Source organism: Paeniglutamicibacter sp. ORCA_105 (assembly GCF_045798545.1).
GTDB lineage: Bacteria > Actinomycetota > Actinomycetes > Actinomycetales > Micrococcaceae > Paeniglutamicibacter > Paeniglutamicibacter sulfureus.
Window position 1 is genome coordinate 1 of record NZ_JBIXLM010000026.1, and the last position, 26,608, is coordinate 26,608.

Here is a 26,608-nt window from a genome sequence, read left to right on the forward strand (position 1 = left end):
ACCCCCCCCCCCCCCCCCCCCCCCCGGGCTGGGTCCCCCACTCTAGCGCCCCCCCCCCCCCCCGGCCACCCTTTGTCGATTCATCCACCTCGCGGTGATTTCCGGCTGGCTAGGGGCTTGGCACCGGCAGTACCGGGAGCGGCAGTCCCTGGTCCTGGCCCTTGCCGTTTCCGTTGCCTTTGCCCTTGCTGGAGGTTTCCGTTGGCGTGGGGGTCGGCGTGGAGCCGGTGGATTCCCCCGGGGTGCTGGGAGATTCCGTGGCGGGGTCGCTCGGGGTTGGTTCCTCGGGTTTCACGGCAACCACGACGCTGACGGTGCCGCCCTGCGGAGTGGGCGATCCGCTGGTGGGGAGCTGGTCGATGATCGTGCCCGGTTCAGCCGCCGCGGTGGCTTCCTCGGTGGTCGTGATTCCCAGCCCGATGTCGGGATCCTCAAGCAGCTTGGTGGCCTCGGGAACCGTGAGATTAATGAGCTGTGGGACGTTGACCATGCCCGTGGACGTGACCAAATCGATCTTGGTGCCGACCTTGACCTTCTTGCCCAGTTTCGGCTCCGTGTTCACCAGCCAGTCGGAGGGTATCGAGGGATGGTTGACACGGGAAACCATGCCGATCTCGTATCCCAGGTCCTGTAATACCTGGCGGGCACCTGCCTCGGATTGTCCCGCCAGGCTCTCGGGCAGGACGCGGGCCTCCGGCCCCTTCGAGACCATCAGCCGCACCGTGGTGCCCTTGCGGACTTCCCTGGAAGCGGCTGGATCGGACTCCACGACCAGGCCGGACTCGATCTTGTCGTCGAAGACCGATTCGACCTTCGGCACCAGCTGCAGCTGCGTGAGGGTTGCTTCCGCCTTCTCCTGTGTCATTTCCGCCAGGGCGGGGATTGCGACAGGTGCGTTGCGTTCGGCCTCCGCGCGCATCCAGTTGAAGAAGAACAGTCCGGAAACAGCCAGGGCCAGGACCAGGACCAGCGAAATCGCCACGGTCCAGTTGCGCTTGGACCTGGCACGATGCTCATTGAGCTCGCGCTGCAGGTTCTGTTCCCAGATCGGCGGAGTGTCCCAGCGGTCTTCCCCGCCGACCCGTTCCAGGTATCCGGTCTGGTTGACCGAGATTGCCGTGGCGCTGTCGGGGCTTGGCGGGGAGAAGGCCGCGGCTGGTGCGGCAAAGGGCGCAACGGAAGCCAGGTTTCCCGCGTTCGCCTGCGACTGCGGCATGGGTGCGGTGAGTTCCTCCGGGGCCAGCGCAATTCCCTGGCGGGCGTTGTTCAGTGCCGCGGCAAACGCCGTGGCATCCGCGTAACGGTCCTCACGGTCCTTGGCCAGGGCCTTGAGCACCACGGAGTCAAAGATCGGGTCCAGGTCCGGCACCAGCGTGCTGGGGGCCGGGGCGTACTCGCCCACGTGCTGATAGGCAACCGCGACCGGCGAATCCCCGGTGAAGGGCGGCCGTCCAGTGAACATTTCATAGAGCAGGCAACCGGTGGAATACAGGTCGGTCCGCGCGTCGACGGCCTCCCCGCGGGCCTGCTCGGGTGACAGGTACTGGGCGGTCCCCACCACGGTCTGAGTCTGGGTCATGGTGCTGGAAGAATCTGCCAGGGCCCGGGCAATGCCGAAATCCATGACCTTCAGGTCGTCCCGTTCGGTGACCATGATGTTTGCCGGCTTGATGTCACGGTGCACGATTCCCATGGAATGGGAGTGCGACAAAGCCTCGAGTACGCCCAGGACGTACTTGATGGCCAGCTCGGTGGTCATTTCCCCGGACTTGATGAGGTCCCGCAGGGTGCGTCCACGGACGTACTCCATCACGATGAAGGGCAGTTCAACGGTTGAACCGGAAAATTCCTGCTTTTCCTCTCCGGTGTCGAAGACGGAAACGATGTTGGGGTGGTTCAGCCCTGCCACGGCCTTGGCCTCGCGCCGAAAGCGCGCCTGGACCATGGGATCGCGCGCCATTTCGGCCCGGAGCAGCTTGATGGCGACCTTGCGCCCCAAGATCTGGTCAACACCCAGGTGAACGTCGGCCATGCCGCCGCGTCCAATGAGCTCCCCCACGACGTAGCGGCCGTTGAGAATTCGTTCCTCGGTCACTGTAGTAACACCATCATCTAGTTGGTTGCCTCGGGCGTGCCCGTGGAAGAGCCCGTGCGGCTGGCATCTGCGGCCGCCGACGAGGTGGCGGGGGTTTCACTGGTCTCGACGTCAGCCGAAGGACTTGTCGGAGTTTCGCTGGGGGTTTCCGACGGGGTAGGCGTCGGGGTGGGTGTTGGCTCTGCGGGGCCAAGCGACAGGATGTAGGTGATGGTGGTACCAGGTTCGACCTTCACTCCCACCCGTGGGCTCTGGTCGATCACGGTGCCGGCCACCAAGTTGCTTTCCTGGGCTTCGCCTTCGTTCGGCGTCAAGCCCAATTCACGCAAGGCCGCCGCGGCCTGTTCCCCGTCCATGCTGAAGAGGTTGGGCACGGCCACCGTGGTGACCGGGGGTGGAGTCGAACGCGTAGGCGTGGGGGTAGGCGTTGGCGACGGGGTCTCGGAAGGCGTCTCCGAGGTCGCCTCGCTGCTGGCTGTGCTTGATTCCGCAGTGATGCTGGTGCTGGGACTCTGGCTGGTTTCCGGATCGTTGGAGCCGGTCAGCAGGGGCAGCAACCAGGCACCGAGGACAGCAAGGAGTACCAGGACAATCAACGCAATCAACGGAATGGTCCAGGGGTTGCGGTTCTTCTTTTCCGGGGTCCGACGATCAGCAAGGTCCTGATCGTAGTTGCCGGCGGATTCCTCTTCCCATCGCTGCGAGGCGCCGATGAAGGAATCGGCATCACCGCTTCCCGATCCCTCTACAGGGACCTGCGGCAGCGCGTTGGTGATGGGGGCAGGGGACGCCACTGTCGGGTCGACAGGGGGCAGCGCAACGGTTTCGTTCCCGCGGGTCACCGGTGCGTGGTTGATGGCCTGGGTGGCGGCATCCGATCCCGAAAAGAGCAGCATTCCGGGCACGGCAAGTGTCGCCGTCTCCGGGTTGCCGGCGCGGATGGCGTCTGCGGCCACGGCCAGCGAATCTGCATCGGCCGGCCGGTCTGCCGGGTCCTTGGCAAGCATCGACATCACCAGCGAACGGACCGGCACCGGGATGTTCTCCGGCAACGGCGGCGGCGTGTCGTTGACCTGGGCCAAGGCGATCGCGATCTGGGACTCGCCGGTGAACGGGCGACGCCCGGCCAAAAGCTCGTAGCCGATCACTCCCAGCGCGTAGATGTCCGAGCTGCCGGTGGCCTGCTGGCCCGTGGCCTGTTCCGGGGCAAGATACTGGGCCGTTCCCATGACCTGCCCGGTTGCCGTGAGCGGAACCTGGTCGGCGATGCGGGCAATGCCGAAGTCGGTGATCTTCACGCGGCCGTCGGGAAGCATCAACAGGTTTCCGGGCTTGACGTCGCGGTGCACCAGGCCTTGCACGTGTGCAGCGGCAAGTGCCTTGGCTGTCTGCGAAATGATCGACAGGGTGCGGTCGGGCGAGAGCACTCGTTCGCGCTCGATGATGGTGGACAGCGGCTGGCCGGGCACCAGTTCCATGACCAGGTAGGCGGATCCTTCTTCCTCGCCGTAGTCAAAGACGCTGGCGATGCCATTGTGGTTCAGCAGGGCGGTGTGGCGGGCCTCGACCCGGAAACGCTGGAGGAAGCCGGGATCGCCGGTGTATTCCTCCTTCAGGATCTTGATCGCCACCAGGCGGCCAAGGACCTGATCCCTGGCCCTCCACACCTCACCCATGCCACCAATGGCAATACGGTCGGTCAGCTTGTATCGACCGCCCAGGGTGATACCGGAAATTGGCCTCACTGGTTGAACACCGCCTCTAGAATCTTCTTCAGGTTGGGACTGGTCAACGAGGAACCAGTCTTGAAATCAATCTTTTCAAACACAATCGTCACGGCAACCTGGGGGTCGTCCGCCGGGGCGAACCCGGTGATCCAGGAGTTCACCTTGTTGTCCTTGAGCACCGAGGTGCCGGTCTTCGCGGCAATGTCCAGACCCGGTACCTGCGCCCGGACAGCGGTGCCCTTCTTGACGGGGCCGCGCATCATGTCGGTCACCTGGTCGGCGATCTCCTTGCTGGTCGCGGTGCTGAATTCCTTGGGCTCGTTTTCCGCCAGCACCCGCAGGTCCGGGGCGATGACCTGCTTGACCAGGTTCGGCTGCATGATCACCCCGTCGTTTGCAATGCCCATGGCAGCCATGTTCATTTGCATTGCCGTGGCCTTCACATCGAATTCGCCGATGACCGACTGGCCAAGCTGCGCCGCGTTCAAGTCGGCAGGGAAAACGCTGGGGACCACGCGCATGGGGATCTCCAGCTGTTGGCCGAAACCAAAGCGCTCGGTGACATCCTCAAAGGGCTCCCTTCCCAGTTCCTCGCTGATGCCGACGAACGGGGTGTTGCAACTTTGCGCCACGATGTCGGCGAAGGTCGCCTCCGGAATCGCCGCGCAATTGCCGCCGAAGAAGTTGCCCAGGGGCGTTCTTGTTCCTGGGAGGGTCACGCTCGAGGGGTTCTTCAGGACCGTGTCTGCCTTGTACTCCCCCGATTCCAGGGCTGCGACCATGTCGAAGATCTTGAAAGTGGATCCCGGGGCCGTGAGGTTCCCGATGGCCGGGTTGCGGTACGGGCTCAGGCCCGGAACCGTCAGAAGTTCCTTCATGTTCGCGGCGGCCTGGCCGGAGCTGTGCACCGCCAGCTTGTTGGTGTCATAACTGGGCTTGGACGCCATGGCCAGAATGTTCCCGGTCTTGGGCTCCGACACAATGATGGTTCCGAGGGTTCCATCGGGGATCAGGTCGTAGACGAACTCCTGCAGCTCTCCGTCGATGGTGAGCTCGACCGAGGCGCCCTCGGTTGCCTTGCCCGAGAAGAGGTTGATCATGCGGTCAAAGAACTGGTCCTGGCTTTGGCCGGTCAATTCCTCGTTCATCACCGATTCGAGTTGCGTTGAACCGTTGGCCAGCGAATAGAAGCCGGTCAGGTGGGAATAAAGTTCCGGATCGGTGTAGACGCGCTGGTACTTGAACTGCCCTTCGGAGGGTTCGGACTCGGCAATGGGCTTGCCGTCAACCAGGATGGCGCCGCGCGGAAGGTCGAATTCACGGAAGAGCTGGCGCTTGTTCAGCGCATTGTCGTTGAGGTCCTCCGATGCCAGGAACTGGACGTAGCTCAGCGCACCGAGGCACAGCACGAACAGCAGCATGACGGCGATCCAGGTGTTGCGGATGGCTTGGTTCATCGCTGGGACTCCTTTCGCGGCCAGAGCAGGCCCGGGGAACGACGCGGCGCCTTGGTGGCCACCTCTGCCGTGGCCGAGACCCCGGAAAGCATGGGGCGGCGGGAATTATGCGAAATCAACAACAGCAAAGCGACAATGATCCAGTTCGAGAGCAGGGACGAGCCGCCGGCAGCCATGAACGGCGTGGTGAGCCCCGTGAGCGGGATCAGGCGCGTGACTCCGCCAATGACCACGAAGCACTGCAACCCGATGGTGAAGGAAAGCCCCGTGGCCAGCAGCTTGCCGAAGGTGTCTCGCGATCCTAGGGCAGCACGCATGCCGCGGCTCACCAGGATCAGGTAGAGCAGGACGATGGCGGTCAGGCCGATGAGTCCAAGTTCTTCGCCCAGCGAGGCGACGATCATGTCGCTGTTGGCCAGGGGAACCATATAGGGGGTGCCGTTGCCCAGGCCGGTGCCCATCAGCCCGCCGTTCGCGAGGCCAAAGAGGCCCTCGACAATCTGCCGGCTGCCGCCGCTGGCGTGGTAGATGTCGGGATCGAAGGCGTTGAGCCAGCCGTCGATGCGCCGGGTCACGTGACTCATGGTCAGGTAGGCAAATGTGCCGCCGCCGACCAACATCATTGTTCCGATGACGATCCAGCTCACGCGGGCGGTGGCGACGTAAATCATCACCATGAAAAGGCCGAAGAAGAGTATGGAGGAGCCGAGGTCGCGTTGGACGACCAACACCCCGATGCTCACCAGCCACGCCACGACCATGGGGCCGAGGTCCCGAGACCGGGGCAACTGCAGTGGCCCGATTTTTCGCCCTGCCAGAAGGATCAGTTCCCGGTTCGAGGACAAATAGCCGGCGAAGAATATGGCCAGCGTGATCTTGGCCAGTTCGCCGGGCTGGAAGGACAGGCCGAAGAAATGCACCCAGATCCGGGCGCCGTTAAGCACCACGCCGACCCCTGGGATCAAGGGCAGCAACAACAACAGGACTGAGATCGCCAAGGCGATGTAGGTGAAGCGACGCAGCACCCGGTGGTCGCGGATGGCCCACAAGGTCACACAGGCCACGGCCATCGCCACCCCGGTCCAGAGGATCTGGCGGAATGCCTGGTCATCGTTGCGGGCCAGGTCGATGCGGTGGATCATGGCCAGGCCAATGCCATTGAGGGCAACAGTCACAGGAAGTATTACCGGATCGGCATATTTTGCCCAGATGCGCAGGAACACGTGGAAAACCATGGCAAGCCCGACGAGGACCAGGCCCTGAGAGATGAATTCCTGGCTAAGCCCGGCATCACTGTTGATGCCCACCATATAGTAGGCGCCCATGGCTACACCGAGGGCCAGCAGCAGCAGCAGCAATTCCATGTTGCGCCGGGGGACGGGCGCGGTTTCCAGCTCGCTCACGGTCTGATCTCCTGGCAGTAAGGGGGCAGGATCGGAAGGGTGCCGGCCTCACCCGGGTTTTCCGGAACGACCACCGGGCAGCGTTGCTTGGCTGTCACCAGCAGCTCCCCGACAATTGTCTGGGCATGTGCCAGGTCCCGTGCCGGGAGTGCCGAATCAATGCGCTGTTGCGTGTACTCGGGAAGGGAATCAAGGGGAATCTCGGTAACCGTGTCAACATGCGAGAGTTTCAGTGGACCCAGGTCCTGTGAAACGCCCTTGAAGATTGCCACGCGCCCATCCTGGTTGCCCACGAAATACTGTGTCTGCGTCCACAGGTACCCCCAGACGCATACCGCGGCCAGGATCAAGGCCATGAGTGCCAGGAACGTGGGCACAAGCCAGCGTCGGGGCCTGCGGTCCAGCGCCGCGAAATCCTCTTGTTCGGCGGACGCCTGGCCGGCGGGAGTCTTGTGTGTGAGGATGGCCGCTGCACGTTTTTCGCCCGAGCGCTGCGTGACGACGGGGATCTTGCCGGTTTGTGTGGCCAGCTCGGCCGCGCCAACCAAGAGGTGGGGGCGCTTGGCCATTTCGTGGCGGATCAGTGCCGCACTGGCTTCCAGGTCGCCCTCGGCAGCGATGTTCAGCTGCCCGGTGTCCGGGGCCGGATCGTCGGCCAGGGCAATGTCCGTGGCGGGCACTGGCTCTTCGTCGCCGCTGTCCTCGACGACCTCGAAGACCACGATGGTCACGTTGTCGGGCGACCCGTGGGCAAGCGTCGTTTCAACGAGATCCTCGACGGTTTCGTCGAGGGAAGCGGTGCCGCGCATGATGCGTTCGGTGATGGAATCGGGCACGACGGCGTTCAAGCCGTCCGAGCACAGCATCCAGCGCTCCCCTGCCTCGACCGGGTACTGGCTGACATCGAGTTCCGGACTGGCATCCGAATCGCCCAGGACCCGAAGCAGCACGTTCTTGTGGGGGTGCAGTTCGGCTTCCTCGGGCCGCAGGCGGCCCTCGTCGACCAGGCGCTGGACGAACGTATGGTCGTGGCTGATCTGCTCGAAGACCCCGTTCTTCAGACGGTATGCCCGCGAGTCGCCGATGTGCGCGAATTGCAGTACGTCGCCGGTCAGTAGCATGGCAGTGACCGTCGTGCCCATTCCCGACAGCTTGGGGTTGGCGTTCACGAGTTCGTTCAGGACCAGATTTGCCGCCTGGATTTCATCGGGCAGCACCGTTTCGGCATCGGGGGTCTCCGGGACATCCAGGTGGACGAGGTCCAGGACGGTGGATGCACTGGCGACGTCGCCGCCCACGTGTCCGCCCATGCCGTCGGCAACCACGGCCAGGTAGCGTCCCACATAGGCGGAGTCGTCATTCTTTGACCGCACCTTGCCAACATCGCTTCGTGCCGCAAATTTCAGCATCAACGCCATGTCTAGGGCCTCAACTCCATGACCGTCTTGCCGATCCGGATCTTCTGGCCAAGTTCAACCGGCTGGGCACGGGTGAGCTGGGCCTCGCCCAGGAACGTTCCGTTGGTCGAACCCAAATCTTCGATGAACCACCGGGTCCCCTGGGGGAACAGGCGTGCGTGGCGGCCGGAGGCATAGTCGTCTTCCAGCACGATGGTTGCTTCTTGGGCGCGACCCAGCAGGATCGGGCTGGCCGTGAGCTGGTGTTCAAGGCCCGTAAGCGGTCCCTCGAGGATGGACAAGGTCTTGGCCTGTTGCTTGGCAGGGACCTCCGGTGGCGGTGCCAACGAGGGGTTCTTGCGGATCTGCCGGGACGACGGGCTGCCGACGCCTGCCCTTCCGCCAATGGCAAGGTCGCGACGAAGCGCGCCGACGATGCTCAAGACAAGCAGCCAGAGCAATATGAGAAATCCGAGCCGCAGCACGGTGAACACTAGGTCGTTCACGCACGGTCTCCTTGAGATTGGGGGAGGAGTCTGAAGATGATGCGTGTTTGTCCCATGGCGATGTTGGAGCCGTCGTGGAGCTCGGTTTCACCAACGATCTTCTGTCCGTTGACGAAGCTACCGTTGGTGGAGCCCAGGTCAACCGCCCACGTCGCGGCGCCACGCTGCTCGATCTTCAGGTGCCGGCGGGAAACTCCGGGATCCTCAATGGGGATGTCGGTCTCCGCGGAACGGCCCAATACGATGTTGGGATGGTTCAAGGCGTATCGTTGGCCGGCAATGTCAAGCACCGGCTGCGTCTTGGGTACCCCACGCGGTGGAGAGGCGGGGGCCGGAGGTGCGGCGGGGGAGTTGCGCACCTCGGCGGAGGAATCTTCGGAAAAGACCGAATCGATCTCAAAGTCTCCGGGCTTGAGCTCGCTGTCTTTGCGAAAGTTGACCTCGACGGCGCCCTGCAGGGTGTACCCCTGGCTCTTGGCGTGATCCAGGGCTGTCGTGCAGAGTTCCCTGGCCAACGGCGCGCCCCATTCCCGTGCCCTTGCAAAATCGTCGTCAGAGAGGCGAATGGTGAAGAGGTTCGGCACCAGGGTGCGGGCCTGTGAAATGGTCAGCGACTTCGCATCCATCTGGTTGCGCATACGTGAAGCGATTTCCACGGGCTTGACCTCGGAACTGCCGGAGCCGCGGAAGACGCTGGTGACAAGCTTTTCAAGTCCGCGCTCAACATTGTCGATGAGGCCCATCGCTTCGCTCCCTTCCTGGTTCTAACTCGTGTCGTGGCACGGTTATTGGCATTGCGTCGCAGGGCCTTGATGCCTTGCGCCTTGTTCGATACTACTTGGCTTGAAAATCATCTGGGGCGAAATGTGTTGAAAGCTGCCCTCTGTTCCCCAACGAACGACCGGTGCCATTGGTTGCCCGAGCGTGGCTCTGATCACAAAGGCACCCTCGATTAGTCGTTCAGGGCAACCTGTGTATATGATTGATCTCGCTGTTGAAGTCAATGACTGAAACGCAGTGAATATGCGCGAATGGCGGAATTGGTAGACGCGCTGGCTTCAGGTGCCAGTGCTCGCAAGGGCGTGGGGGTTCAAGTCCCCCTTCGCGCACATATAGAAACACCCCCCGGTCTGAGGACCGGGGGGTGTTTTGTTTCTGGTTGGTGCCCAGTAGGCAGGCAGTGTGGACACCGTTGTCGGCCAATTAGCCGACCATGGCTAGCGCTGTGGCGGCTCCCGTCCGCCGCGCGGACGCGGATACCGCACGAAGGGTCCAATCTTCCTGTCCTTTGTGATTTGGGGTGGCCCGGCTCCTCGGGTCCGCAACCATTTGTCCGCACCAGGCGGCGGACGGGGGAACTACTTGGAGCCGTTTTTCGCTATGGCCTCGGCCTTGGTGGCGTCCTCCGCCAGGGTCGGATCCGGCTTGCCTTCCCCGGACTGCAGGGCCGCATCAATCAGCGGCGAAGCAAACAGCAGGGGATAGGTCATTCCTGCAATGGCTGCACCTATCAGCGGTGCGGCGATGAACAGCCATACCTGCCCCAGTGCGTCCGGTCCCGCAAACCACGCCACACCCAGGGAACGTGCCGGGTTCACGGAGGTGTTGGTGATCGGGATGGACACCAGGTGGATCAGCGTCAGGGTGAGGCCAATGGAAATGCCGGCAAAACCCCGGGGCGCCCGCTCATCGGTGGACCCGAGGATGACATAGAGGAACACGGCGGTCAGGATGATTTCCGCCAGCAACGCCGCAAGCATGCTGTAACCGTCGGGCGAGCGGTCGGCATAGCCGTTGGTGGCGAAGCCGGAGGAGACTGGATCAAATCCGTGTTTACCGCTGGCGATGGCAAAGAGGGCCAGGCCGGCCACCGACGCACCGAGAACCTGGGTGACCATGTATGCGGGGACCGCTTTCCACTCGACACGACCCGCCAATGCGGCGCCCAATGTCACTGCCGGGTTGAAATGACCACCGGAGATATGGCCGACCGCATAGACCATGGCCAGAACGGTCAGGCCGAAGGCCAACGCCACCCCGAGGAACCCGATTCCCATGTTGATGGTGTTCGATGCGACGACCTTGGCTGAGAATATGGCAGCGCCGCAGCCTCCGAATACAAGTACGCCGGTGCCGAGAAACTCGGCGGCCAAACGCGATGACATGGGATGGGACATATCGGGCTCCAAACGTGAAAACGCACGGCCATGACACGTACACGGTATTCCGCAAGTCGCGGCGACGTCACTACCCGCTGCGAAAACTCATCACGCGAAAGGGGAAATTCATCTGGATTCCATGGTTTTGCCGTTCGTCGGTCCGGCGTCGATGTGAGGTAACTACCGGCGATTCTTGGCGAGGAGCCCCATATCGGTGCATAGACTGGGAGAAGATCGGGCGTTTCCGCCGGTAATGAAGCATGTAGGACAGGAGCAGTCGGAAGTATGGCGTCCCAGACACCGCACCAAAACGTTTCGTTTCCCTCCGAGGGACAGCGTGCACACGGATATCTCGCGTTGCCCGAAGCCGGCAAGGGCCCGGGCGTTATCGTCATCCAGGAATGGTGGGGATTGACTGACCACATCCGGGACGTGGCCGACCGCTTGGCCGCCGAGGGTTTCGTCGCCCTTGCGCCGGATCTCTTCGGCGGATCGGTCGCCCACGACGGGGCAGAGGCCGCGGAAATGATGTCGAAGCTGCCCGAGGAAGTCGGTGCGAAGCTGCTGGCGGGCGCCGTCGACTACCTGCTTGGCCTCGAAGCCGTCACCAGTTTGACCGCGGGAACCATCGGATTCTGCATGGGCGGCGGTTTTGTGCTGGCCCTTGCCGCCCAGCAAGGGAAGAAAATCTCCGCCGCCGTCCCCTTCTATGGCGTCGGACAGGGTGTTCCACAGAGCTATGCAGGGGTGCGTGCCCAGGTCCAGGGGCACTACGCCAATGAGGACTCGTCCTACCCGGTGGCGAAGGCGCATGCCCAGGAAGCCCAGATCCGCGAGGAATCCGGTGCCGAGGTCGTGTTCCACTACTACGATGCCCCGCATGCCTTCCACAACGATGCAAACCCTTCGGGCAACTACCGGCCCGAGGCCGCGCGCCTGGCATGGGACCGGTCAGTGGACTTCCTCCGGCAGAATATTTCCTAGCCAATTTTTCCCAACCAACCCCGGCCGCCGCAGGTGGCCACACCAAAAGGAGCGTCAGAACATGGCAGAAACCATCATCGTCGGTGTTGACGGCAGCGAGACCGCACAGCGGGCAGCCGAACGCGCGGCGCGCATCGCCACCAGCATGGATGCGGAACTCGTCGTGGTGACGGCCCACACCTCGGACAACACCGAAGTCGTGAAGATCGGCACCGACACCTGGATCCTTGACGACGCGGAGCAGGCAGGGAAGGTCGCGGAACAGTGCGCTGCCGGCCTGCGCATCTCCGAGCCAACCGCGAAGATCACCGCAAGCGCGGCTCACGGAAAGCCGCAGGAAGTGCTGGTTGCCGAGGCCGAACGCCTCGACGCCACGCTGATCGTGGTCGGCAACGTCGGCATGAAGGGCCTGGGCCGCGTCCTTGGCTCCGTGGCCACCTCCGTGGCACACGCAGCCCCGTGCGATGTCTACATCGTCAAGACGGTCAAGTAGTCACCGCACGATAGTGAATCGTGGTTAGCTGCGGTCGCCCTTGGCGGCCGCAGCATCACGGACACGCTTTTCCTCGGCGCGCACCGCGGCGAGCGAGGCACGCTCTTCCTGCAGCCACTCCGGACGATCGGCCAGCAACGCCTCGATTTCCTTGGTGGTCAGGGCCTCGGTGATTTCCGCGCGTGCAAGGCCGGAAATCGAGACATTCAACTTGTGCGCCACGACCGGGCGCGGATGCGGGCCGTTGGCCCGCAATTCCTCAAGCCATGCGGGCGGGCTGGCCAGCAATTCGTCGAGCTCGGCCCGGGAAACCAGACCCTCCTGGAACTCGGCCGGAGCTGCGGGCAGGTAGATGCCCAATTTCTTTGCGGCAGTCGCCGGCTTCATGTTCTGTGGGGTTTTCTCGCTCATGTGAACAAGCGTACCGGTACGCTGGGGTAGTGACAGGACTAAAAATCGCCTATGTACCGGGTGTCACGCCCGGCAAATGGCTGAGCCGGTGGAACGAACGCTATCCACAAAACCCCTTGCTTGCCCTGCGCTACGACGGCGAGGAGATCTTGGCGCGCCTGCAGAACGGCGAATCGGACATCGTCTTCGTCCGCTTTGCCGCAGGCTCCTCGCCCAAGACCCCCGCGATCCACGTGATACCGCTCTATGAGGAGCAACAGGTCGTCTGTGCTCCAAAGGACCACGACATCGAGCTGCATGAGGATGTGGTGCCCCTCGCCGAGATCCAAAACGAGAACTTCCTGGACCTTGCCGACTACCCGGAATCCGTCGGCGGGACGGCCATGGCCATGGAGGTGTGCTCCTCCGGGGCGGGCCTGCTGGTGCTGCCCCTGGGCGTGGCGCGACTGCACAGCCGCAAGGACGTCGTGCACAAGGAGTTGTCGGGAGTCCCGGAGACCGTCATCGGCATCGCCTGGCTGGCACCGGAGGGCGACAACCCCGCCGACCCGGTGATCGAGGAATTCATCGGGGTGGTGCGCGGCCGCGGGGAAAATTCCTCACGGCAGGCATCGGTGGCACAGAAGCAGCAAGAGCAAGCCGCAGAGGCGCGCAAGAAGCGGCAGGCCGCGGACTCCGAGGCTGCCAAGAACGCGAAAAGCGCCAAGAACGCCCAGAAGAAGTCGGGCGCACGCGCGGGTCGCCCGGGTGCCAAGCGCGGGTCGAAGCCTGCCTCCCGGGGGCGCAAGCGCTGATCCGGCGCCCCGTCCCGCAACCGCCCGTGCTGGCTTAAACACGGTCTCACCTGCGCGCCAACGGGGCGGTGCCGGGGCAAACATGAGACGCTGGTTTAGAGACGCCAATCACAAGGGAGTGCACATGGATTTCGGGACCTACGAGACATTGCTCGTCGAGCAGCGCGGCAATGCCCTGCTCGTGACCATCAACCAGCCGGCCTCGATGAATGCGCTGGCCGCCGCCGTGGTCGAGGACCTGCATGCGCTGACCGGGGTACTGGCCGGCATCGGCACCGACGCCCGCTGGCAGGTGCGCGGTGTTGTCATCACCGGTGCCGGGGAGAAGTCCTTCGTGGCCGGTGCCAACATCGTGGAGATGAACGCCATGGACCCCGAGGCCGCCTTGGCCTACGGGCGGCGCATGCACGAGGTTACCCTGCGCCTGGAGGCGCTGCCGGTACCCGTGATCGCCGCCGTCAACGGCTTCGCCCTGGGCGGTGGCTGCGAGCTGGCCATGGCCTGCGATTTCCTCTACGCCTCGGCGAACGCCAGCTTCGGCCAGCCGGAGGTCAACCTCGGATTGGTTCCGGGCTTCGGCGGATCCGTGCGCCTGCAGCAACGCGTGGGCATCGGCATGGCCCGCGAACTGATCTACACCGGCCGCCGCATCAAGGCCGCCGAGGCACTGCGCATCGGGCTGGTGAACCGGGTGCTTGAGGACAACGCGGCGCTGCTCGCCGCCGCCGAGGAAACCATCGCGGAAATCGCCGGCAAGGCCCCGACCGCGGTGGCCAACGTGAAGAACGCGCTCAACGAGATTGCCGGGCTGAACGTGGTCGACGGGCTCGAGGCCGAGGCCCGCTCCTTCGTCAAGGCCTTCGAGACCGAGGACTCGGTGGTGGGACGCGCCGCCTTCGTGGCGAAGTCGGCCCCCGAGTTCCCGGGCCGCTAGTGCCTCCCGCGGCACAACCCGTGCTGCACGTCTACGGGCGGCACGCCAGCCAGTACGCGGAATTGTGGTTGCCGGGGACCCGGCTGCACGACGTGGTTGCCGTCATCGTGCACGGAGGCTTCTGGCGACAGGCCTATGGCGCCGAACTCGGCCGCCCGCTGGCGGCAGACCTGGCCGCCCGCGGCATCGTGGCATGGAACCTTGAATACCGCCGCATGGCCGGGGGAGACGGCGGCTATCCGGAGACCTTCTTGGACGTCGCCGCCGGCATCGACGCGCTGGGTGCAGCGCTGGCCCAGGCGGGCATCGAGGACGGCCCCCGGATCGGCATCGGGCATTCGGCCGGCGGGCACCTGGCTCTCTGGGCCGCGGGCCGCTCGCTGCTGCCCGCCGGTGCTCCCGGCGCGCTGCCGGAGGGCAGCAGGTCCCTGGACGGGGTGGTGTCGCAGGCAGGGGTGCTTGACCTGGGCCTGGCCCATCGGCTGTCCCTGGGCAACGACGCGGCGGGCGAGCTGATGGGCTGTTCCCCGGAATCCGGCGCAGAGGCCTGGCTGGCTGCCGATCCCGCCGCCCGCGACTTGCCCGCGGTGCCGCTGGTGATGCTGCACGGCCGGGCGGACGCCGACGTGCCGGTGGAACTGGCCCGCTCCTTCGCCTCCCGGGCCCTGGCTGCCGGGGCGCGCGTCGACTACCGGGAGTACGACGGGGACCACTACGGGCTGATCTCCCCGGGCGACCCCGCCTGGGAGGCCACCGTGGAGGCCCTGCTGGAAGTCGGCGGCGGCGCTGCGCGGGGCGAGGAGCCTCACAAACTGCCTCCCCACCGGCTACCGACCGGTATATTGAAGTCGTCACCCCCGGAAAAACGATGAGGAGCCCGATGTGCTGACGGTCATAGGCGAGGCCCTGGTCGATGTGCTTTCCGGCGGCATCAGCGCGCCACGGACCTTCGTCGGCGGCAGCCCGCTGAACGTCGCGGTGGGCCTGGCCAAGCTGGGGCACCCCGTGACATTCATTGGACGCTGGGGGGACGACGAATACGGCGCGAAGATCCAGCACGCGCTGGAATCGAACGACGTGCGCCACATCTGCGGACCCGACGACCACCCGACCTCCACCGCGCGTGGCATCCTGGATCCCGTGGGCGCCGCCAGCTACACCTTTGACGTGCACTGGGACCTGCCGGAGCTGCCCGCGGACACCCCGGCGCTGGCCGACGCCCGGTTGGTTCACACCGGTTCGCTGGCCACGCTCGTGGAACCGGGCGCGGGCAAGGTGCTGCGCCTCATCGAGGCGGCCCGCCCGCACGCCACGATCACCTACGACCCCAACATCCGGCCTTCGCTGATCACCGACCACCGCCAGGCCGTCGCGAACGTCGAACGCTTCGTGGCGCTTGCCGACGTGGTGCGGGCCTCGGACTCCGACCTGGAATGGCTCTACCCGCACCGCAGCGTCGAGGAGACAGCGGCGGCCTGGCTGGCCTCCGGACCGGCAATGATCGTGGCCACTTACGGTTCGGCGGGCCCGTGGGGCCTGGTCGAGGCCGGCACCGCAAGCGCCAAGGCACCGGTTGTCGATGTCGCCGACACCGTGGGCGCCGGGGATTCGTTCATCTCGGCAATGATTTCAGCCCTTGAGGTCCGCGGGCTGCTGGGCAGCGCGCGGCGCGAGGCCCTGCACCAGCTGGACACCGCCACACTCACCGAGATCCTTGACTACGCGGCCAGGGCCGCAGCCATCACCGTCTCGCGGCCCGGCGCCAACCCGCCGACCCGGAACGAAATCCACTAGCAGGGCGCAGCGGGCATGGATGTGCGGTTGGTCGCCAGCGACCTGGACGGAACCATTATTCGCGCGGACGGGACGATTTCCCCGCGCACCATCGAGGCCTTCAAGCACGCCCGCGAGTCGGGCATGCACATCGTGTTCGTCACCGGACGGCCCGTGCGCTGGCTCGAACCGGTCCGCGCGGCATTCGGCCACCTGGGCACCGTGATCTGCTCCAACGGGGCGGTGCTCTACGACCTGGAGACCGAGCGGCTGCTGAGCGCCGAAACCATCGAGCCCGAGTCGCTCATCGAGGTCCGGCGGGTCATCCTGCACGCCGAACCAAGCGCCACCTTCGCCGCGGAAACCACCCGCGGCCTGCACCTGGGATCCGGCTTTGCCGACAGCGCCGAGACCTCCCGGCTTGAAACCTTTGACGCCCTCGACCTGCTCTCGGAGGCGTTGCGCGAGGAGGGAGTGGTGAAGTTCCTGGCCAAGTCCCGCACCCGGAACGCCGACGACTTCATGGCAGCCGTCGCCGCGGACCTTGACCACCTGGTCTCGGTGACCCACTCCGCGTTCGATGTCTCGCTGCTGGAAATGGCGCACGTGGATGTCAACAAGTCGGTGGCGCTGGCCGCATACGCCGCGGACCTGGGGATCGACCCGGGGGAAGTCGTCGCGTTCGGGGACATGCCCAACGACCTGCAGATGCTGGCCTGGGCCGGCCACGGGTACGCGATGGCCTCCGGGCACGCATCGGCGCTGGACGCAGCCGCCTACCGGGCGCCGGGGGTCGAGGACGACGGGGTTGCCTGCATCCTGGAGGGCATCCTTGCGCGCAACGGCCACGTACCGGAACAGGGCTAGCAAACGGGGGCCCCGGGCCCGGCCGCTGCCAGGCGGCGGCGAACACCTCGATCCGAACCGATGAAGGGAACGCGATGGGCACCGCACGGGTCGGCACCGCACCCTACCTGCTGAACACCGCCGGCTCCGCGCTGGCCGGCTCCCCGCTGGCATTTTCCCACCGCGGATTCGCACCCGACGGGGCGGAAAACACGCTGAAGGCCTTCGCCGCGGCGCACGACCTGGGGTTCGGCTACCTGGAAACCGACGTCCGCGCCACCAGGGACGGGGTGCTGGTGGTGTTCCACGACGAGGACCTGGCCCGGCTTGCCGGGGAGAAGCGCAAGGTGGCCGACTGCACCATGGCCGAACTTTCCGGCCTGCGGATTGCCGGCGAACCCATTCCCACCTTCGACCAGCTGCTCCGGGCGTTCCCGCAGGCGCACTTCAACGTCGATGTGAAGGATGCCGCCTCCGCCGCGCTACTGGCCGATGCCATTGCCGGCCACGACGCGCACTCGAGGGTGCTGGTCGCCTCCTTCGGCGGGCGGCGCCGGCGCAAAGTCCAGCACCTGCTGGCCGGCGAGGGACGCCCGGGACCCGCTGTCGCCGCCAGCCCGGGCGTGATGGGGACCGCGGCGGCCGTGCTGTTGGCCAAGCTTGGTCCGCTGCGGCTGCCGCGTGCGGCGTTCCGGGGGCTGGCGGCCCTGCAGGTCCCCGAACGTCGCGGACCCATCCGGGTGGTGACGCCGAGGTTCATCTCCAAGGCCCACGCCGCCGGGCTGCAGGTCCATGTGTGGGTCGTCAACGAGGAATCGGACATGCACCGGCTGCTGGAGATGGGTGTCGACGGGCTCATGAGCGATCGCGCCGACATCCTGGCCCGGGTCATGGCCGAACGCGGCTGCTGGCCGCAAAACGGGCAGGCCGGCTGAACGCGCACTGCGCGCCGGCGGGGGACTCAGGTGGTGGCGGTCGCCAGGGACGCCAGTGGCTCGAGCACCTTTGGCGCCCAGCGGCGCAGCTGCGGCTCGTCGGCGTCGGCCAGCAGTTGCAGCCAGGTTTCGTGGGTGTGCAACGGGGAAATCCGCAGGGCTGGGGCCACCAGCTCGTAGAGCTCGTCGGGGGACCCGTAGTCGTCCCACGCGGAAAGGTACGCGCCGATGGCCGCGAGGATCCTCGGGTCGTCGGCCGTGGCACGGAAGTCGATGCGCATCCGCTCAAGGGGCCGGGCCAGCGAGGCAAAGGGGTGCGCCCAGTGTGCGTCGCCCAGGTTCAGGATCCGCGGTGCGCTCTTGTCGTCGGTGGGCGCAAAGACCCGGCGGCGGTCGAAGGAACCGTGCTCCAGGCTCAAGGGGATCGGTCCTGCGATCAGCTGCGCGCAGGCCATTTCGATGTCCTTGAGGGCCGCGAAGGCGTGGTCGGCGTCGCGGGCGGGAATGCCCAGCGGGTGATCGGCGGGAAGCGACGCATGCAGGGTGAGCGCGTTGTTGAACTCCTCGGGAATCCACGCCGGATCCTGGATCTGCAGGCCCGCGTCGAAGAGTGCCTCCTCGGAATCGACAACCTCGCGCTGCAGCGCGCCCAGGGCACCGAGCGCACGTACCCAGAGCTCGGGGGTGGTGGCCAGCCCGTCGAGAGTTGCACCGTAGTCGGGGGAGAGCATCCAGCCGCGTTCCGGGTCGATCGCCAGGGGCATGACCAGCCGGTCCGGGACCAGGGTGGCTGCAGCGGCGGTGACCGGCGGCTCAAAAAGCTGCCCGGGGGCCACCGCTTTGAAGAAAAGTATTCCGGAGTCGGTGGGAACGCGCAGGTGCTTGGCGCGGAACGACGAAGTTGCTTCCTGAAGTGCTCCTATGCGCTTGAGGGAATATGCCTCACAGGCCATGTCCACCCAGGCGAGCACCTCGGTGCGCCATTCGCCATCCGTCCAATTCTTAATCCACTGAGCCACGCCCACTATCCTAGCCAGTGAATCGTCGGCTTTCCTGTGAGGCCGAGGCAGCTGGCCAATGCTGGCCCGCCGAACCAGTCCCCCTAGCCCTTGGCGGATCCCGCCATGAGGCCGCGGACGAAGTAGCGCTGCAGGGCGAAGAACACCGTCAGCGGCACGATGATCGCCAGGAACGCCCCGGCGGTGAGCAGGTGCCAATCCTGCCCGCGGGTCCCGGTGATCTCCGCCAGCAACTTGGTGATCGGTGCGACCGGGCCGTCCGCGAAGATCAACGCGACCAGCAGGTCGTTCCAGACCCAAAGGAACTGGAAGATCGAGTATGCGGCGATGGCCGGGGCGGTCAGCGGCAGCACGATCCGGAAGAAGATCTGCCCGTGGCTGGCCCCGTCCACCCGGGCCGCCTCGATGATCTCGTTGGGGATCTCGGCAATGAAGTTGTGCAGCAGGAAGATCGCCAGCGGCAGCCCGAAGATCGTGTGCGCGATCCACACCTGCGCGTAGCCGGCCTGGCCGAACGCCCCGATGACCGGGTAACCGAAGAGCTCCCCGGCGGCGAACAGCCGCAGCAGCGGCACCAGCGCCATCTGGATCGGTACGATCTGCAGCGCGAAGACCAGGATGAAGAGCAGGTCCCTGCCGGGGAAGCGCATCCAGGCAAAGGCATAGGCGGCCATGGTGGCCAGCAGCAGCGGGATCACCGTGGCCGGCAGGGTGATCGCGATGGAGTTGATGAACGACCCGGCCATGGTCAGTTGTGAGTTGCCGGCCTGCAGGACGTCGGTGTAGTTCTGGGTGGTGAAACCCGGGTTTTCAAAGATCGTCCACCAACCGGTGGTGCGCACCAGCTGCGCCGGCCGGAAGGAGGACACCAGCAGGCCGATGGTAGGGATGGTCCACAGCGCGGCAATCACCAGCGCCGCGAGCGTGGCCCATTTATTGGTCAGCCGGGACTTCGCCAGCGAGGCGGTCCGGAGGCGCCGGGAAGACCCGTTGGCCGTTTCGGGGGTCAAGGGCGTGGCCTTGGCAAGCGTGGACATCAGCGCAGCTCCCTTTGCATCTTGATCTGCCGGGCATTGTAGATGACGATGGGCAGCACCATCACGAAGAGGATGACGGCGAACGCCGCGGAGCGACCGGCCTCGAAATTGCGGAACTGGGTGTACATCTCGTTCGCGATCACCGAGGTGTCGTTTGCGCCGGCAGTCATGGTCCGCACGATGTCAAAGACCTTCAGCGAGGCGATCGAGATCGTGGTCAGCACGACCACCAGCGTGGAGCGGATGCCTGGCAGCGTGACGTTGGCGAAGCGCTGCCACGCACTGGCCCCGTCGATCTCGGCGGCCTCCAGCTGCTCGATGGGCACCCCCTTGATCGCCGCGGAGAGAAGCACCATGGCGAAGCCGGTCTGCACCCAGATCAGCACGACGATCAGTGCCACGGTGTTCAATGGCTCGTTTTGCAGGAACCGGACCGGTTCCCCGCCTGCCCAGACGATCAGCTGGTTCAGCAGCCCGATCTGTTCGGCGTCGGCGGGCCGATCGGTGTAAACAAAGCGCCAGATGATCGAGGCACCGACGAAGGAGATGGCCATCGGCATGAACACCAGGACCTTAAAGAACTTCTCGCCGCGGGACTTGTCGATGAACACCGCGTAGGCCAGTCCGGCGATGGTGGAGACCGCCGGGGCGATCAACACCCACAGCACGGTGTTCAGCACCGTGCGGACGCCCGACGGCTGGGTAAAGATCCAGGCGAAGTTCTCCAGCCCCACGAATTCGGTGCCGCGTGAATTCATGAACGAGGCGATGGTTGTCTGGATGGTCGGAATGACCAACCCGGCAGCCAGCAGGATCAGCGCGGGGGAGAGGAACCCCACGAGTGCGAAGACGTACCCGGCCCCGTGCCGTGAGCGAAGGTCAAGCCAGAACAGCAGCAGGCCCAGGAAGCCGGCGGCGATGATGGCCCAGGTGTAGGAATCCAGGATCGCGACCATTGCCAGCGGGAACACCACGCAGGCAGCCGCGCGGATGATGGTGTATTTGCGCCCGCGTCGCGGCGCCAGCTCGATGAGGAAGAGCAGTAGCACCACCACGGCCAGGAACACCCCGATGACGATGGGGATCTGCGCCAGTGTGGGCAGGGTGCTGAGCCATAACAGGAACATTGTCATGATCCGGTTGCGCCTTTCGGAAAAGTTCCGGTGCCGGGTCCGCCGCACCGGGCGGCGGACCCGGCCAGGGAAGCGGGGCGGAAACGCTTGTGGCGGTGGTGCCCGGTCAGGGACGGGTCGGACCCGTCCCCGACCTGGCGCTCGTGCCAGCTAGCTCGAGGGCCAGCCGTTCTCGATCTGATTGAGCACCGTCTCGGAATCCGAGCCGTTGATCCAGTCGACCATTCCCCTGAAGAAAGTGCCGACACCCACGGATCCGGGCATCAGGTCCGAGGCGTCAAAGCGGAACGTCGTTGCCGGATCCTGCAGGATCTTCACCGCTTCCTCAAGCAGCGGATCCGAGGCATTGGCCGGATCCAGGCCCTTGTTGGCACTGAGCACACCACCGAGTTTCACCCGGGAGTTGGCCCATTCGGGGCTGGAGAGGTACTCCTGCACCTTCACGACCGAGGGGTCGTCGTTGAATGCGCCGACGATCTCGCCACCGCCGGTGACCGAGTTGCCGGCCCCGTCCATGGACGGGGTGACGAAGCCCCACACATCTGCATCCGGTCCGACTTTTCCGCCTGCATCGGTGATGAAGCCACTGAAGAACGACGCCTGGTGGGTCAGCGAGCAATCGCCGTTGACCATCACGTCGGCCACGTCGCCGAAGGCGGTCGAATTGATGGAGGTGATATCGCCGTAGCCGGCGTTGACGTACTTCGGGTCCTTAAGGATCTTGCCGACCTCGTCCAGTGCCGACTTGATCTGCGGATCGGTGAACTTGACCTCGTTGGCGACCCATTGGTCGTAGACGTCCTTGCCGGACTGGCGCAGCACCAGGTCTTCCACCCAGTCGGTGCCCGGCCAGCCGGAGGCATCGCCTGAACCGAAGCCTGCGCACCAGGGAGCCTCGCCCTTGTCCTGCTCGATCTGCGCGGTCAAGTCCAGCAAACCCTGCCAGGTGGTGGGGACTTCCCAGCCGTTCTCCTTGAACTCGGCCGGCGAATACCAGACCCAGCCCTTGACGCTTGCCATGAGCGGCGCCCCATACAAGGTCCCGTCGACGGTGCCGTACTTGGCCCAGTCCTCGGACCAACCGGAGGCGACATTCGCCTTCACCCCTTCGGAAGCGGGCTTAAGGAATCCGCGGGTGGCCAGGTCGCCCAGCAGCCCCGGCTGGGGGAAGATGGCCAGGTCCGGGGCGTTGCCGCCCTGGGCGCGGACGGCGATCTGCGTTTCGAACTCCTTGGAGGATTCGTACTTGATCGTGATGTTGTTCTCCTTCGACCAGTCGGCCCAGGACTCCTCGAGCAGCTTGGCCTCCGCATCGGCGATGGTGCCGTAGAGGGTGACCTCCGACTTGCCGGTGGCAGTGGCGCCGCCGGTGCTGGCCGGACTGGTTTCCGGGGCACCCGGGCCGCCACCGCAACTTGTGAGAACCAATGCGGCTACGCCGAGAGCCGCCACGGAGGCGTACGCCTTTCCCCGTCGTGATGTTTTCATCATTCCTCCTGCTCGGTCGGGTGGCAGTTGCCGCCCGGTACATTTGGGACGGGGGAAGAGTACGATCCGCCGGCCACTGCCTCCGCGGCAGCACCGGCAGGCGGGGACGGACGTCCCCCCGGCAGGATCACCGTGAAGTCCCCCATAAAGGTGAAGCGCCCCTGGATGGTGAAGTTCTCGAGGCTCTTCTACTGCTCATCTTGTAGAGCCGATAGATGGTTTTCAAGGGTTGGGACCATAAAAGCTGGGTAACAATTGCGAATTGACTTGAAGTTTTGGGCAAAAAACCCGAACCATCAGGTTTGTTTCCTCCATGTCCCGCCAGACGACGGCCAAGGCGGGCGCCCCCGTCGCGGGGGTGATCTTTGCCCGGCGTCGCGCAGGCACGTGCGAAACCGTCTTATTGTCCCGCGCGCTTCACGCGCGAGTTGATCGGTGACTAGGCTGGAGCGTGTAAGGCCCGCCGGCGCAAAATCGGGGGGAGCACATACGCCCCCCTATCCGCGGCCGCGGGAATAGCCGTTGTGGCGGCGCCGCAACCGATCGCCCCAGCACGTGCCGGGGTCCGGAAGCCGCCACGAGACAGAGAAGGGAATTCAACACCATGCGTGAAACCCTCGCCACCGGCGCCGCCTATCGGCGCCGGGATTTCAAGGCCGTGCTCTTTGACCTGGACGGTGTGCTGACCCCCACCGCCGAGGTCCACCGCGAGGCTTGGCAACAACTCTTCGACGGCTTCTTCGCCGAGGCCGGGGTCGAGGGACCCTACACCGAGGCCGACTACTTCGCCCTGGTCGACGGGCGGCCCCGCTACGAGGGCGTCGCGGCGGTGCTGGCCGACCGCGGCATCGAGCTGCCGTGGGGCCAGGACACCGATGCCGCCGGGACCAACAGCGTGTGCGCCCTGGGCAACCGAAAAAACGTGGTCTTCCGCGCGATCCTGCACGAAGCGGGGATCGAGCCCTACCCGGGGTCCCTGGCCTACCTGCGGCAGATCCAGCAGGCAGGGCTCGAGGTGGCAGTCGTTTCCTCCTCCCGCAATGCAGAGGAAGTCCTGGAGGCCGCCGGGCTGCGCGGTGAATTCAGCGTCGTGATCGGTGGCCACCAGGCCGCCGCGCGTAACCTGCCGGGCAAACCCGCCCCCGACACCTTCCTGGCCGCGGCCAGCGACCTCGGCTGGTCGGTCAACGAATGCATCGTCATCGAGGACGCGATCTCCGGGGTCCAAGCGGCGGCTTCGGGCGGCTTCGGGCTGGTGGTGGGAGTGGCCCGGGACCAGCCGGAAGCGGCACTGCGGGCGGCCGGTGCGGATATCGTGGTGACCGACCTTGACGATCTGGTCAACCAGCAGGCACGCGACGACTGGGAACTGGACACCTGGTCCTACACCCGGGTGCACCCGCGCCCCATCGACCCCTCGGTGGAGCAGACGATTTTCTCCCTGGGCAACGGTTTCCTGGGAATGCGCGGCGATTCGCTGGGCATCGGCGAATGCACCGACGGGATGTTCATCAACGGGCTGCACGAGACCTGGAAGATCCGCCACGCCGAATCGGCCTTCGGGCTCGCGGAGGCCGGACAGACCATGGTCCCGGCACCCGATGCCCGGACCGTGCGCGTCTACATCAACGACGAGGCACTGGAGATCGGGCGCACCGAGATCCTCAAGGACGAGCTGCGGCTGGACTTCAAGGACGGGACGCTGATTTCCGACACCCTCTGGCGGACCGCCGAAGGCCACCGCGTGATGGTGCGCACCCGGTCCATGGTCTCCTTCTCCGAACGGCACCTGGCCCTGTTCCGGGTCACCGTGAGGTTGCTTGACGCCCCTGCGCACGTCTTCGTGCAGTCGGCGCTGATTGGCCAGCCGCGCGCCAGGCCCGTGCCCACCGCCGCCGAGTCGGACGCCGGCGAGGTGCCCTTCGACCCGCGCAAGTCGGCCGGCAGCGGCGAGGAATCGATGCTGCCGGGCGGCACCTACGAACAGGACGGGATCTGCGCGCTGAGCTACTACGTGCGCGGTTCGCACATGTCGGTGGCCGCCGCGATCTCCCATGTCACCCGCATCGCCGGGGACACCCGCGACTTCGACGAGCGCTCCTCCGTCCTGCCCGATCGCGTCGAGCACACCGTCTCCGCCTACCTGGAGAAGGACGAGGCCCTGCACATCGACAAGTTCGCCTCCTTCCACTCCTCGCGGCGGCACGACACGCAGGAGATGGTCAACCGTTGCGTGCGCGCGCTGTACCACCTGGTCCCGCGCGGAGCCGACGCGCTGTTCTGGGCACAGCGCGAATTCCTCACCGATTTCTGGAAGCACGCCGACGTGCGGGTGCGCTCCCACCCGCTGCTGCAACGCTCGATCCGCTGGAACCTCTACGCCCTGGCGCAGGCCTCGGCCCGCGCCGACGGGCTGGGGATCTCCGCCAAGGGTGTCTCGGGCAACGGCTATTCCGGCCACTACTTCTGGGACACCGAGATCTACGTGCTGCCGTTCCTGACCTATACCAACCCGCAATGGGCGCGCAATGCGCTGCGCGCGCGGGTGTCGATGATCCCCGCGGCCAGGCGCCGCGCGGCGACGCTGAACGAACACGGCATCCTCTTCCCGTGGCGCACCATCAACGGCGAGGAGGCCAGCGCCTACTACCCGGCAGGCACCGCGCAGTACCACATCAACGCGGACGTGGTGTATTCCCTGGCCCGCTACGTGGGCGCCAGCGGGGACACCGGGCTGCTGCTGGGCGGCGGGGCGGAAATCGTGGTGGAGACCGCCAGGCTGTGGAATTCGCTGGGCTTCTGGCGCGAGACCAAGACCGGGCGCAGCTTCCACATCCACGGGGTGACGGGTCCGGACGAGTACACCGCGGTGGTCAACGACAACACCTTCACCAACGTGATGGCGCGCTTCAACCTGAACTACGCGGTGAACCTCATGGGTTACCTGAAGGAGGAATTCCCCGAGGAGCATGCGCGCATCGTCGAGGAGCTGGACATCGGCCGGCGGGAAGTCCGTGACTGGTCCGACGCCGCGCTGGCCATGCACATCCCGTTCTCCGAGAAGGTGGGGATCCACCCGCAGGACGCAGGGTTTCTGAACCGGGAGGTCTGGGACGTGCCGGGCACCGGTCCGGAGCACCGCCCGCTGCTGCTGCACTTCCACCCGCTGGTGATCTACCGCTTCCAGGTGCTCAAGCAGGCGGACACGGTGCTGGCACTGTGGTTGCGTTCCTCGGACTTCACGCCGGAGCAGAAACGTGCCGACTTCGACTACTACGACCCGCTGACCACCGGGGACTCGACGCTCTCGGCCACGGTGCAGGCGATCCTCGCCGCGGAGGTCGGCTACCAGGACCTGGCCTACGACTACTTCGAGCACGCACTGAACGTGGATCTGCTGAACCTGCACGGCAATGCGGCCGATGGGGTGCACGTGGCCTCCACCGGCGGGGTGTGGGCGGCGCTGGTCTACGGTTTTGCCGGATTGCGCGACGACACCGGGGAGTGGCTCTTCGACCCGCGGCTGCCCGCGGAGTGGGACGAGCTGGAGTTCTCATTGCGCCGCAACGACTCCTCCGTGCACTTCCGGCTCGAGGCGCGGTCCCTGACCGCGTCGTTGCGCGAAGGCGCGGACGAGGCCTCGTTCAGGGTGCGCGGGGTGCAATACACGGTGTCCCCGGGCAATCCGGAGGTGTCTGTCGCCCTGGACGGCCAGGGGCCGGTGCTCGAGGGCGAGCCGTCCATCGACGCGGTCTTTGCGCTGCAGCGCGAGGACGGCTCCCCGCTGACCTCCAACATGAAGAAGCTCACGCGCGAGGAGGAGCTGGAGAACGAACCGCCGATCAGCATCATCGGATAGCGGCCCCGCGATCCAGCCGCGACCCGATGGCGGCATGAAAGACCGGGCGGGGAACCCCCCTGAAAGGTTCCCCGCCCGGTCTTTTTTTGTGCGGATTGGGGGGCTTTGCGCGCTTCTGGCCGAGCGATGGGCGCGGATTTCCCGGGCCCTTGCCTTTC

At 65.5% G+C, this 26,608-nt stretch carries 22 protein-coding genes and 1 tRNA gene; 10 read left to right on the forward strand and 13 right to left on the reverse strand.

Features of this window, described 5'->3' with window-relative positions; all coding sequences use genetic code 11:
• Positions 1 to 109 precede the first annotated feature (109 nt).
• From pknB to ACIPUB_RS13255, 7 genes are read right to left on the reverse strand one after another with little or no spacing between them, the layout of a single operon-like run.
• Positions 110 to 2,095, reverse strand: coding sequence for a Stk1 family PASTA domain-containing Ser/Thr kinase (gene pknB / locus ACIPUB_RS13225; protein ID WP_407607800.1), 1,986 nt, complete (start codon positions 2,093 to 2,095; stop codon positions 110 to 112).
• Positions 2,096 to 2,112: 17 nt separating this feature from the next.
• The gene (locus tag ACIPUB_RS13230) at positions 2,113 to 3,840 is read right to left on the reverse strand and encodes a protein kinase domain-containing protein (protein ID WP_407607801.1); all 1,728 of its coding nucleotides are present in this window, start codon (positions 3,838 to 3,840) and stop codon (positions 2,113 to 2,115) included.
• Positions 3,837 to 5,279, reverse strand: coding sequence for a penicillin-binding transpeptidase domain-containing protein (locus tag ACIPUB_RS13235; protein WP_407607802.1), 1,443 nt, complete (start codon positions 5,277 to 5,279; stop codon positions 3,837 to 3,839). The genes ACIPUB_RS13230 and ACIPUB_RS13235 overlap by 4 nt, the downstream gene beginning before the upstream one ends.
• Positions 5,276 to 6,682: an FtsW/RodA/SpoVE family cell cycle protein gene (locus ACIPUB_RS13240; protein WP_407607803.1), complete on the reverse strand. Its 1,407-nt coding sequence runs from the start codon at positions 6,680 to 6,682 to the stop codon at positions 5,276 to 5,278. The genes ACIPUB_RS13235 and ACIPUB_RS13240 overlap by 4 nt, the downstream gene beginning before the upstream one ends.
• Positions 6,679 to 8,100, reverse strand: coding sequence for a PP2C family protein-serine/threonine phosphatase (locus tag ACIPUB_RS13245; protein ID WP_407607804.1), 1,422 nt, complete (start codon positions 8,098 to 8,100; stop codon positions 6,679 to 6,681). The genes ACIPUB_RS13240 and ACIPUB_RS13245 overlap by 4 nt, the downstream gene beginning before the upstream one ends.
• 2 nt (positions 8,101 to 8,102) lie before the next feature.
• Positions 8,103 to 8,585, reverse strand: a complete 483-nt coding sequence (locus ACIPUB_RS13250) for an FHA domain-containing protein (protein ID WP_407607805.1) — start codon at positions 8,583 to 8,585, stop codon at positions 8,103 to 8,105.
• On the reverse strand, positions 8,582 to 9,328 hold the full coding sequence (locus ACIPUB_RS13255) for an FhaA domain-containing protein (protein WP_407607806.1): 747 nt from the start codon (positions 9,326 to 9,328) through the stop codon (positions 8,582 to 8,584). Before ACIPUB_RS13255 ends, ACIPUB_RS13250 begins: the two co-directional genes overlap by 4 nt.
• Positions 9,329 to 9,610: 282 nt before the next feature.
• Here ACIPUB_RS13255 and ACIPUB_RS13260 point away from each other — a divergent pair.
• Positions 9,611 to 9,694 (forward strand) — tRNA-Leu (locus tag ACIPUB_RS13260).
• Positions 9,695 to 9,943: 249 nt separating this feature from the next.
• Here ACIPUB_RS13260 and aqpZ read toward each other — a convergent pair.
• The gene (aqpZ, locus tag ACIPUB_RS13265) at positions 9,944 to 10,762 is read right to left on the reverse strand and encodes an aquaporin Z (protein WP_407607807.1); all 819 of its coding nucleotides are present in this window, start codon (positions 10,760 to 10,762) and stop codon (positions 9,944 to 9,946) included.
• 267 nt (positions 10,763 to 11,029) lie between these two features.
• On the opposite strand from aqpZ, the gene ACIPUB_RS13270 reads away from it, so the two are divergent.
• Together ACIPUB_RS13270 and ACIPUB_RS13275 are read left to right on the forward strand one after the other, a co-directional pair.
• Positions 11,030 to 11,728, forward strand: coding sequence for a dienelactone hydrolase family protein (locus ACIPUB_RS13270; protein WP_407607808.1), 699 nt, complete (start codon positions 11,030 to 11,032; stop codon positions 11,726 to 11,728).
• 61 nt (positions 11,729 to 11,789) lie between these two features.
• The gene (locus tag ACIPUB_RS13275) at positions 11,790 to 12,221 is read left to right on the forward strand and encodes a universal stress protein (RefSeq protein ID WP_407607809.1); all 432 of its coding nucleotides are present in this window, start codon (positions 11,790 to 11,792) and stop codon (positions 12,219 to 12,221) included.
• A gap of 24 nt (positions 12,222 to 12,245) precedes the next feature.
• On the opposite strand, the gene ACIPUB_RS13280 is transcribed toward ACIPUB_RS13275, so the two are convergent.
• A complete protein-coding gene (locus ACIPUB_RS13280; RefSeq protein ID WP_407607810.1) occupies positions 12,246 to 12,632 on the reverse strand; it encodes a DUF5997 family protein in 387 nt (128 codons plus the stop codon).
• A gap of 29 nt (positions 12,633 to 12,661) precedes the next feature.
• On the opposite strand from ACIPUB_RS13280, the gene ACIPUB_RS13285 reads away from it, so the two are divergent.
• The 6 genes from ACIPUB_RS13285 to ACIPUB_RS13310 all read left to right on the forward strand — a co-directional run bounded on the left by ACIPUB_RS13285 (position 12,662) and on the right by ACIPUB_RS13310 (position 17,914).
• Positions 12,662 to 13,426: a substrate-binding domain-containing protein gene (locus ACIPUB_RS13285; RefSeq protein ID WP_407607811.1), complete on the forward strand. Its 765-nt coding sequence runs from the start codon at positions 12,662 to 12,664 to the stop codon at positions 13,424 to 13,426.
• 124 nt (positions 13,427 to 13,550) lie between these two features.
• Positions 13,551 to 14,360, forward strand: a complete 810-nt coding sequence (locus ACIPUB_RS13290; RefSeq protein WP_407607812.1) for an enoyl-CoA hydratase/isomerase family protein — start codon at positions 13,551 to 13,553, stop codon at positions 14,358 to 14,360.
• The gene (locus tag ACIPUB_RS13295; protein ID WP_407607813.1) at positions 14,360 to 15,232 is read left to right on the forward strand and encodes an alpha/beta hydrolase family protein; all 873 of its coding nucleotides are present in this window, start codon (positions 14,360 to 14,362) and stop codon (positions 15,230 to 15,232) included. Before ACIPUB_RS13290 ends, ACIPUB_RS13295 begins: the two co-directional genes overlap by 1 nt.
• 10 nt (positions 15,233 to 15,242) lie before the next feature.
• A complete protein-coding gene (locus tag ACIPUB_RS13300) occupies positions 15,243 to 16,154 on the forward strand; it encodes a carbohydrate kinase family protein (protein ID WP_407607814.1) in 912 nt (303 codons plus the stop codon).
• A 15-nt stretch (positions 16,155 to 16,169) separates the two neighbouring features.
• Positions 16,170 to 17,000, forward strand: coding sequence for an HAD family hydrolase (locus tag ACIPUB_RS13305; protein ID WP_407607815.1), 831 nt, complete (start codon positions 16,170 to 16,172; stop codon positions 16,998 to 17,000).
• Between the two features lie 74 nt (positions 17,001 to 17,074).
• On the forward strand, positions 17,075 to 17,914 hold the full coding sequence (locus ACIPUB_RS13310; protein WP_407607816.1) for a glycerophosphodiester phosphodiesterase family protein: 840 nt from the start codon (positions 17,075 to 17,077) through the stop codon (positions 17,912 to 17,914).
• Positions 17,915 to 17,940: 26 nt separating this feature from the next.
• On the opposite strand, the gene ACIPUB_RS13315 is transcribed toward ACIPUB_RS13310, so the two are convergent.
• From ACIPUB_RS13315 to ACIPUB_RS13330, 4 genes are all read right to left on the reverse strand, one after another.
• A complete protein-coding gene (locus ACIPUB_RS13315) occupies positions 17,941 to 18,933 on the reverse strand; it encodes a hypothetical protein (RefSeq protein ID WP_407607817.1) in 993 nt (330 codons plus the stop codon).
• A gap of 83 nt (positions 18,934 to 19,016) precedes the next feature.
• On the reverse strand, positions 19,017 to 19,970 hold the full coding sequence (locus tag ACIPUB_RS13320) for a carbohydrate ABC transporter permease (RefSeq protein ID WP_407607818.1): 954 nt from the start codon (positions 19,968 to 19,970) through the stop codon (positions 19,017 to 19,019).
• A complete protein-coding gene (locus ACIPUB_RS13325; RefSeq protein WP_407607819.1) occupies positions 19,970 to 21,103 on the reverse strand; it encodes a carbohydrate ABC transporter permease in 1,134 nt (377 codons plus the stop codon). Before ACIPUB_RS13325 ends, ACIPUB_RS13320 begins: the two co-directional genes overlap by 1 nt.
• Positions 21,104 to 21,253: 150 nt before the next feature.
• A complete protein-coding gene (locus tag ACIPUB_RS13330; protein ID WP_407607820.1) occupies positions 21,254 to 22,591 on the reverse strand; it encodes an ABC transporter substrate-binding protein in 1,338 nt (445 codons plus the stop codon).
• Positions 22,592 to 23,195: 604 nt separating this feature from the next.
• On the opposite strand from ACIPUB_RS13330, the gene ACIPUB_RS13335 reads away from it, so the two are divergent.
• Positions 23,196 to 26,450 carry an HAD-IA family hydrolase gene (locus tag ACIPUB_RS13335; RefSeq protein WP_407607821.1) on the forward strand — a complete coding sequence of 1,085 codons (3,255 nt, stop codon included), beginning with the start codon at positions 23,196 to 23,198 and terminating at the stop codon, positions 26,448 to 26,450.
• The last annotated feature ends 158 nt before the right edge of the window (positions 26,451 to 26,608 follow it).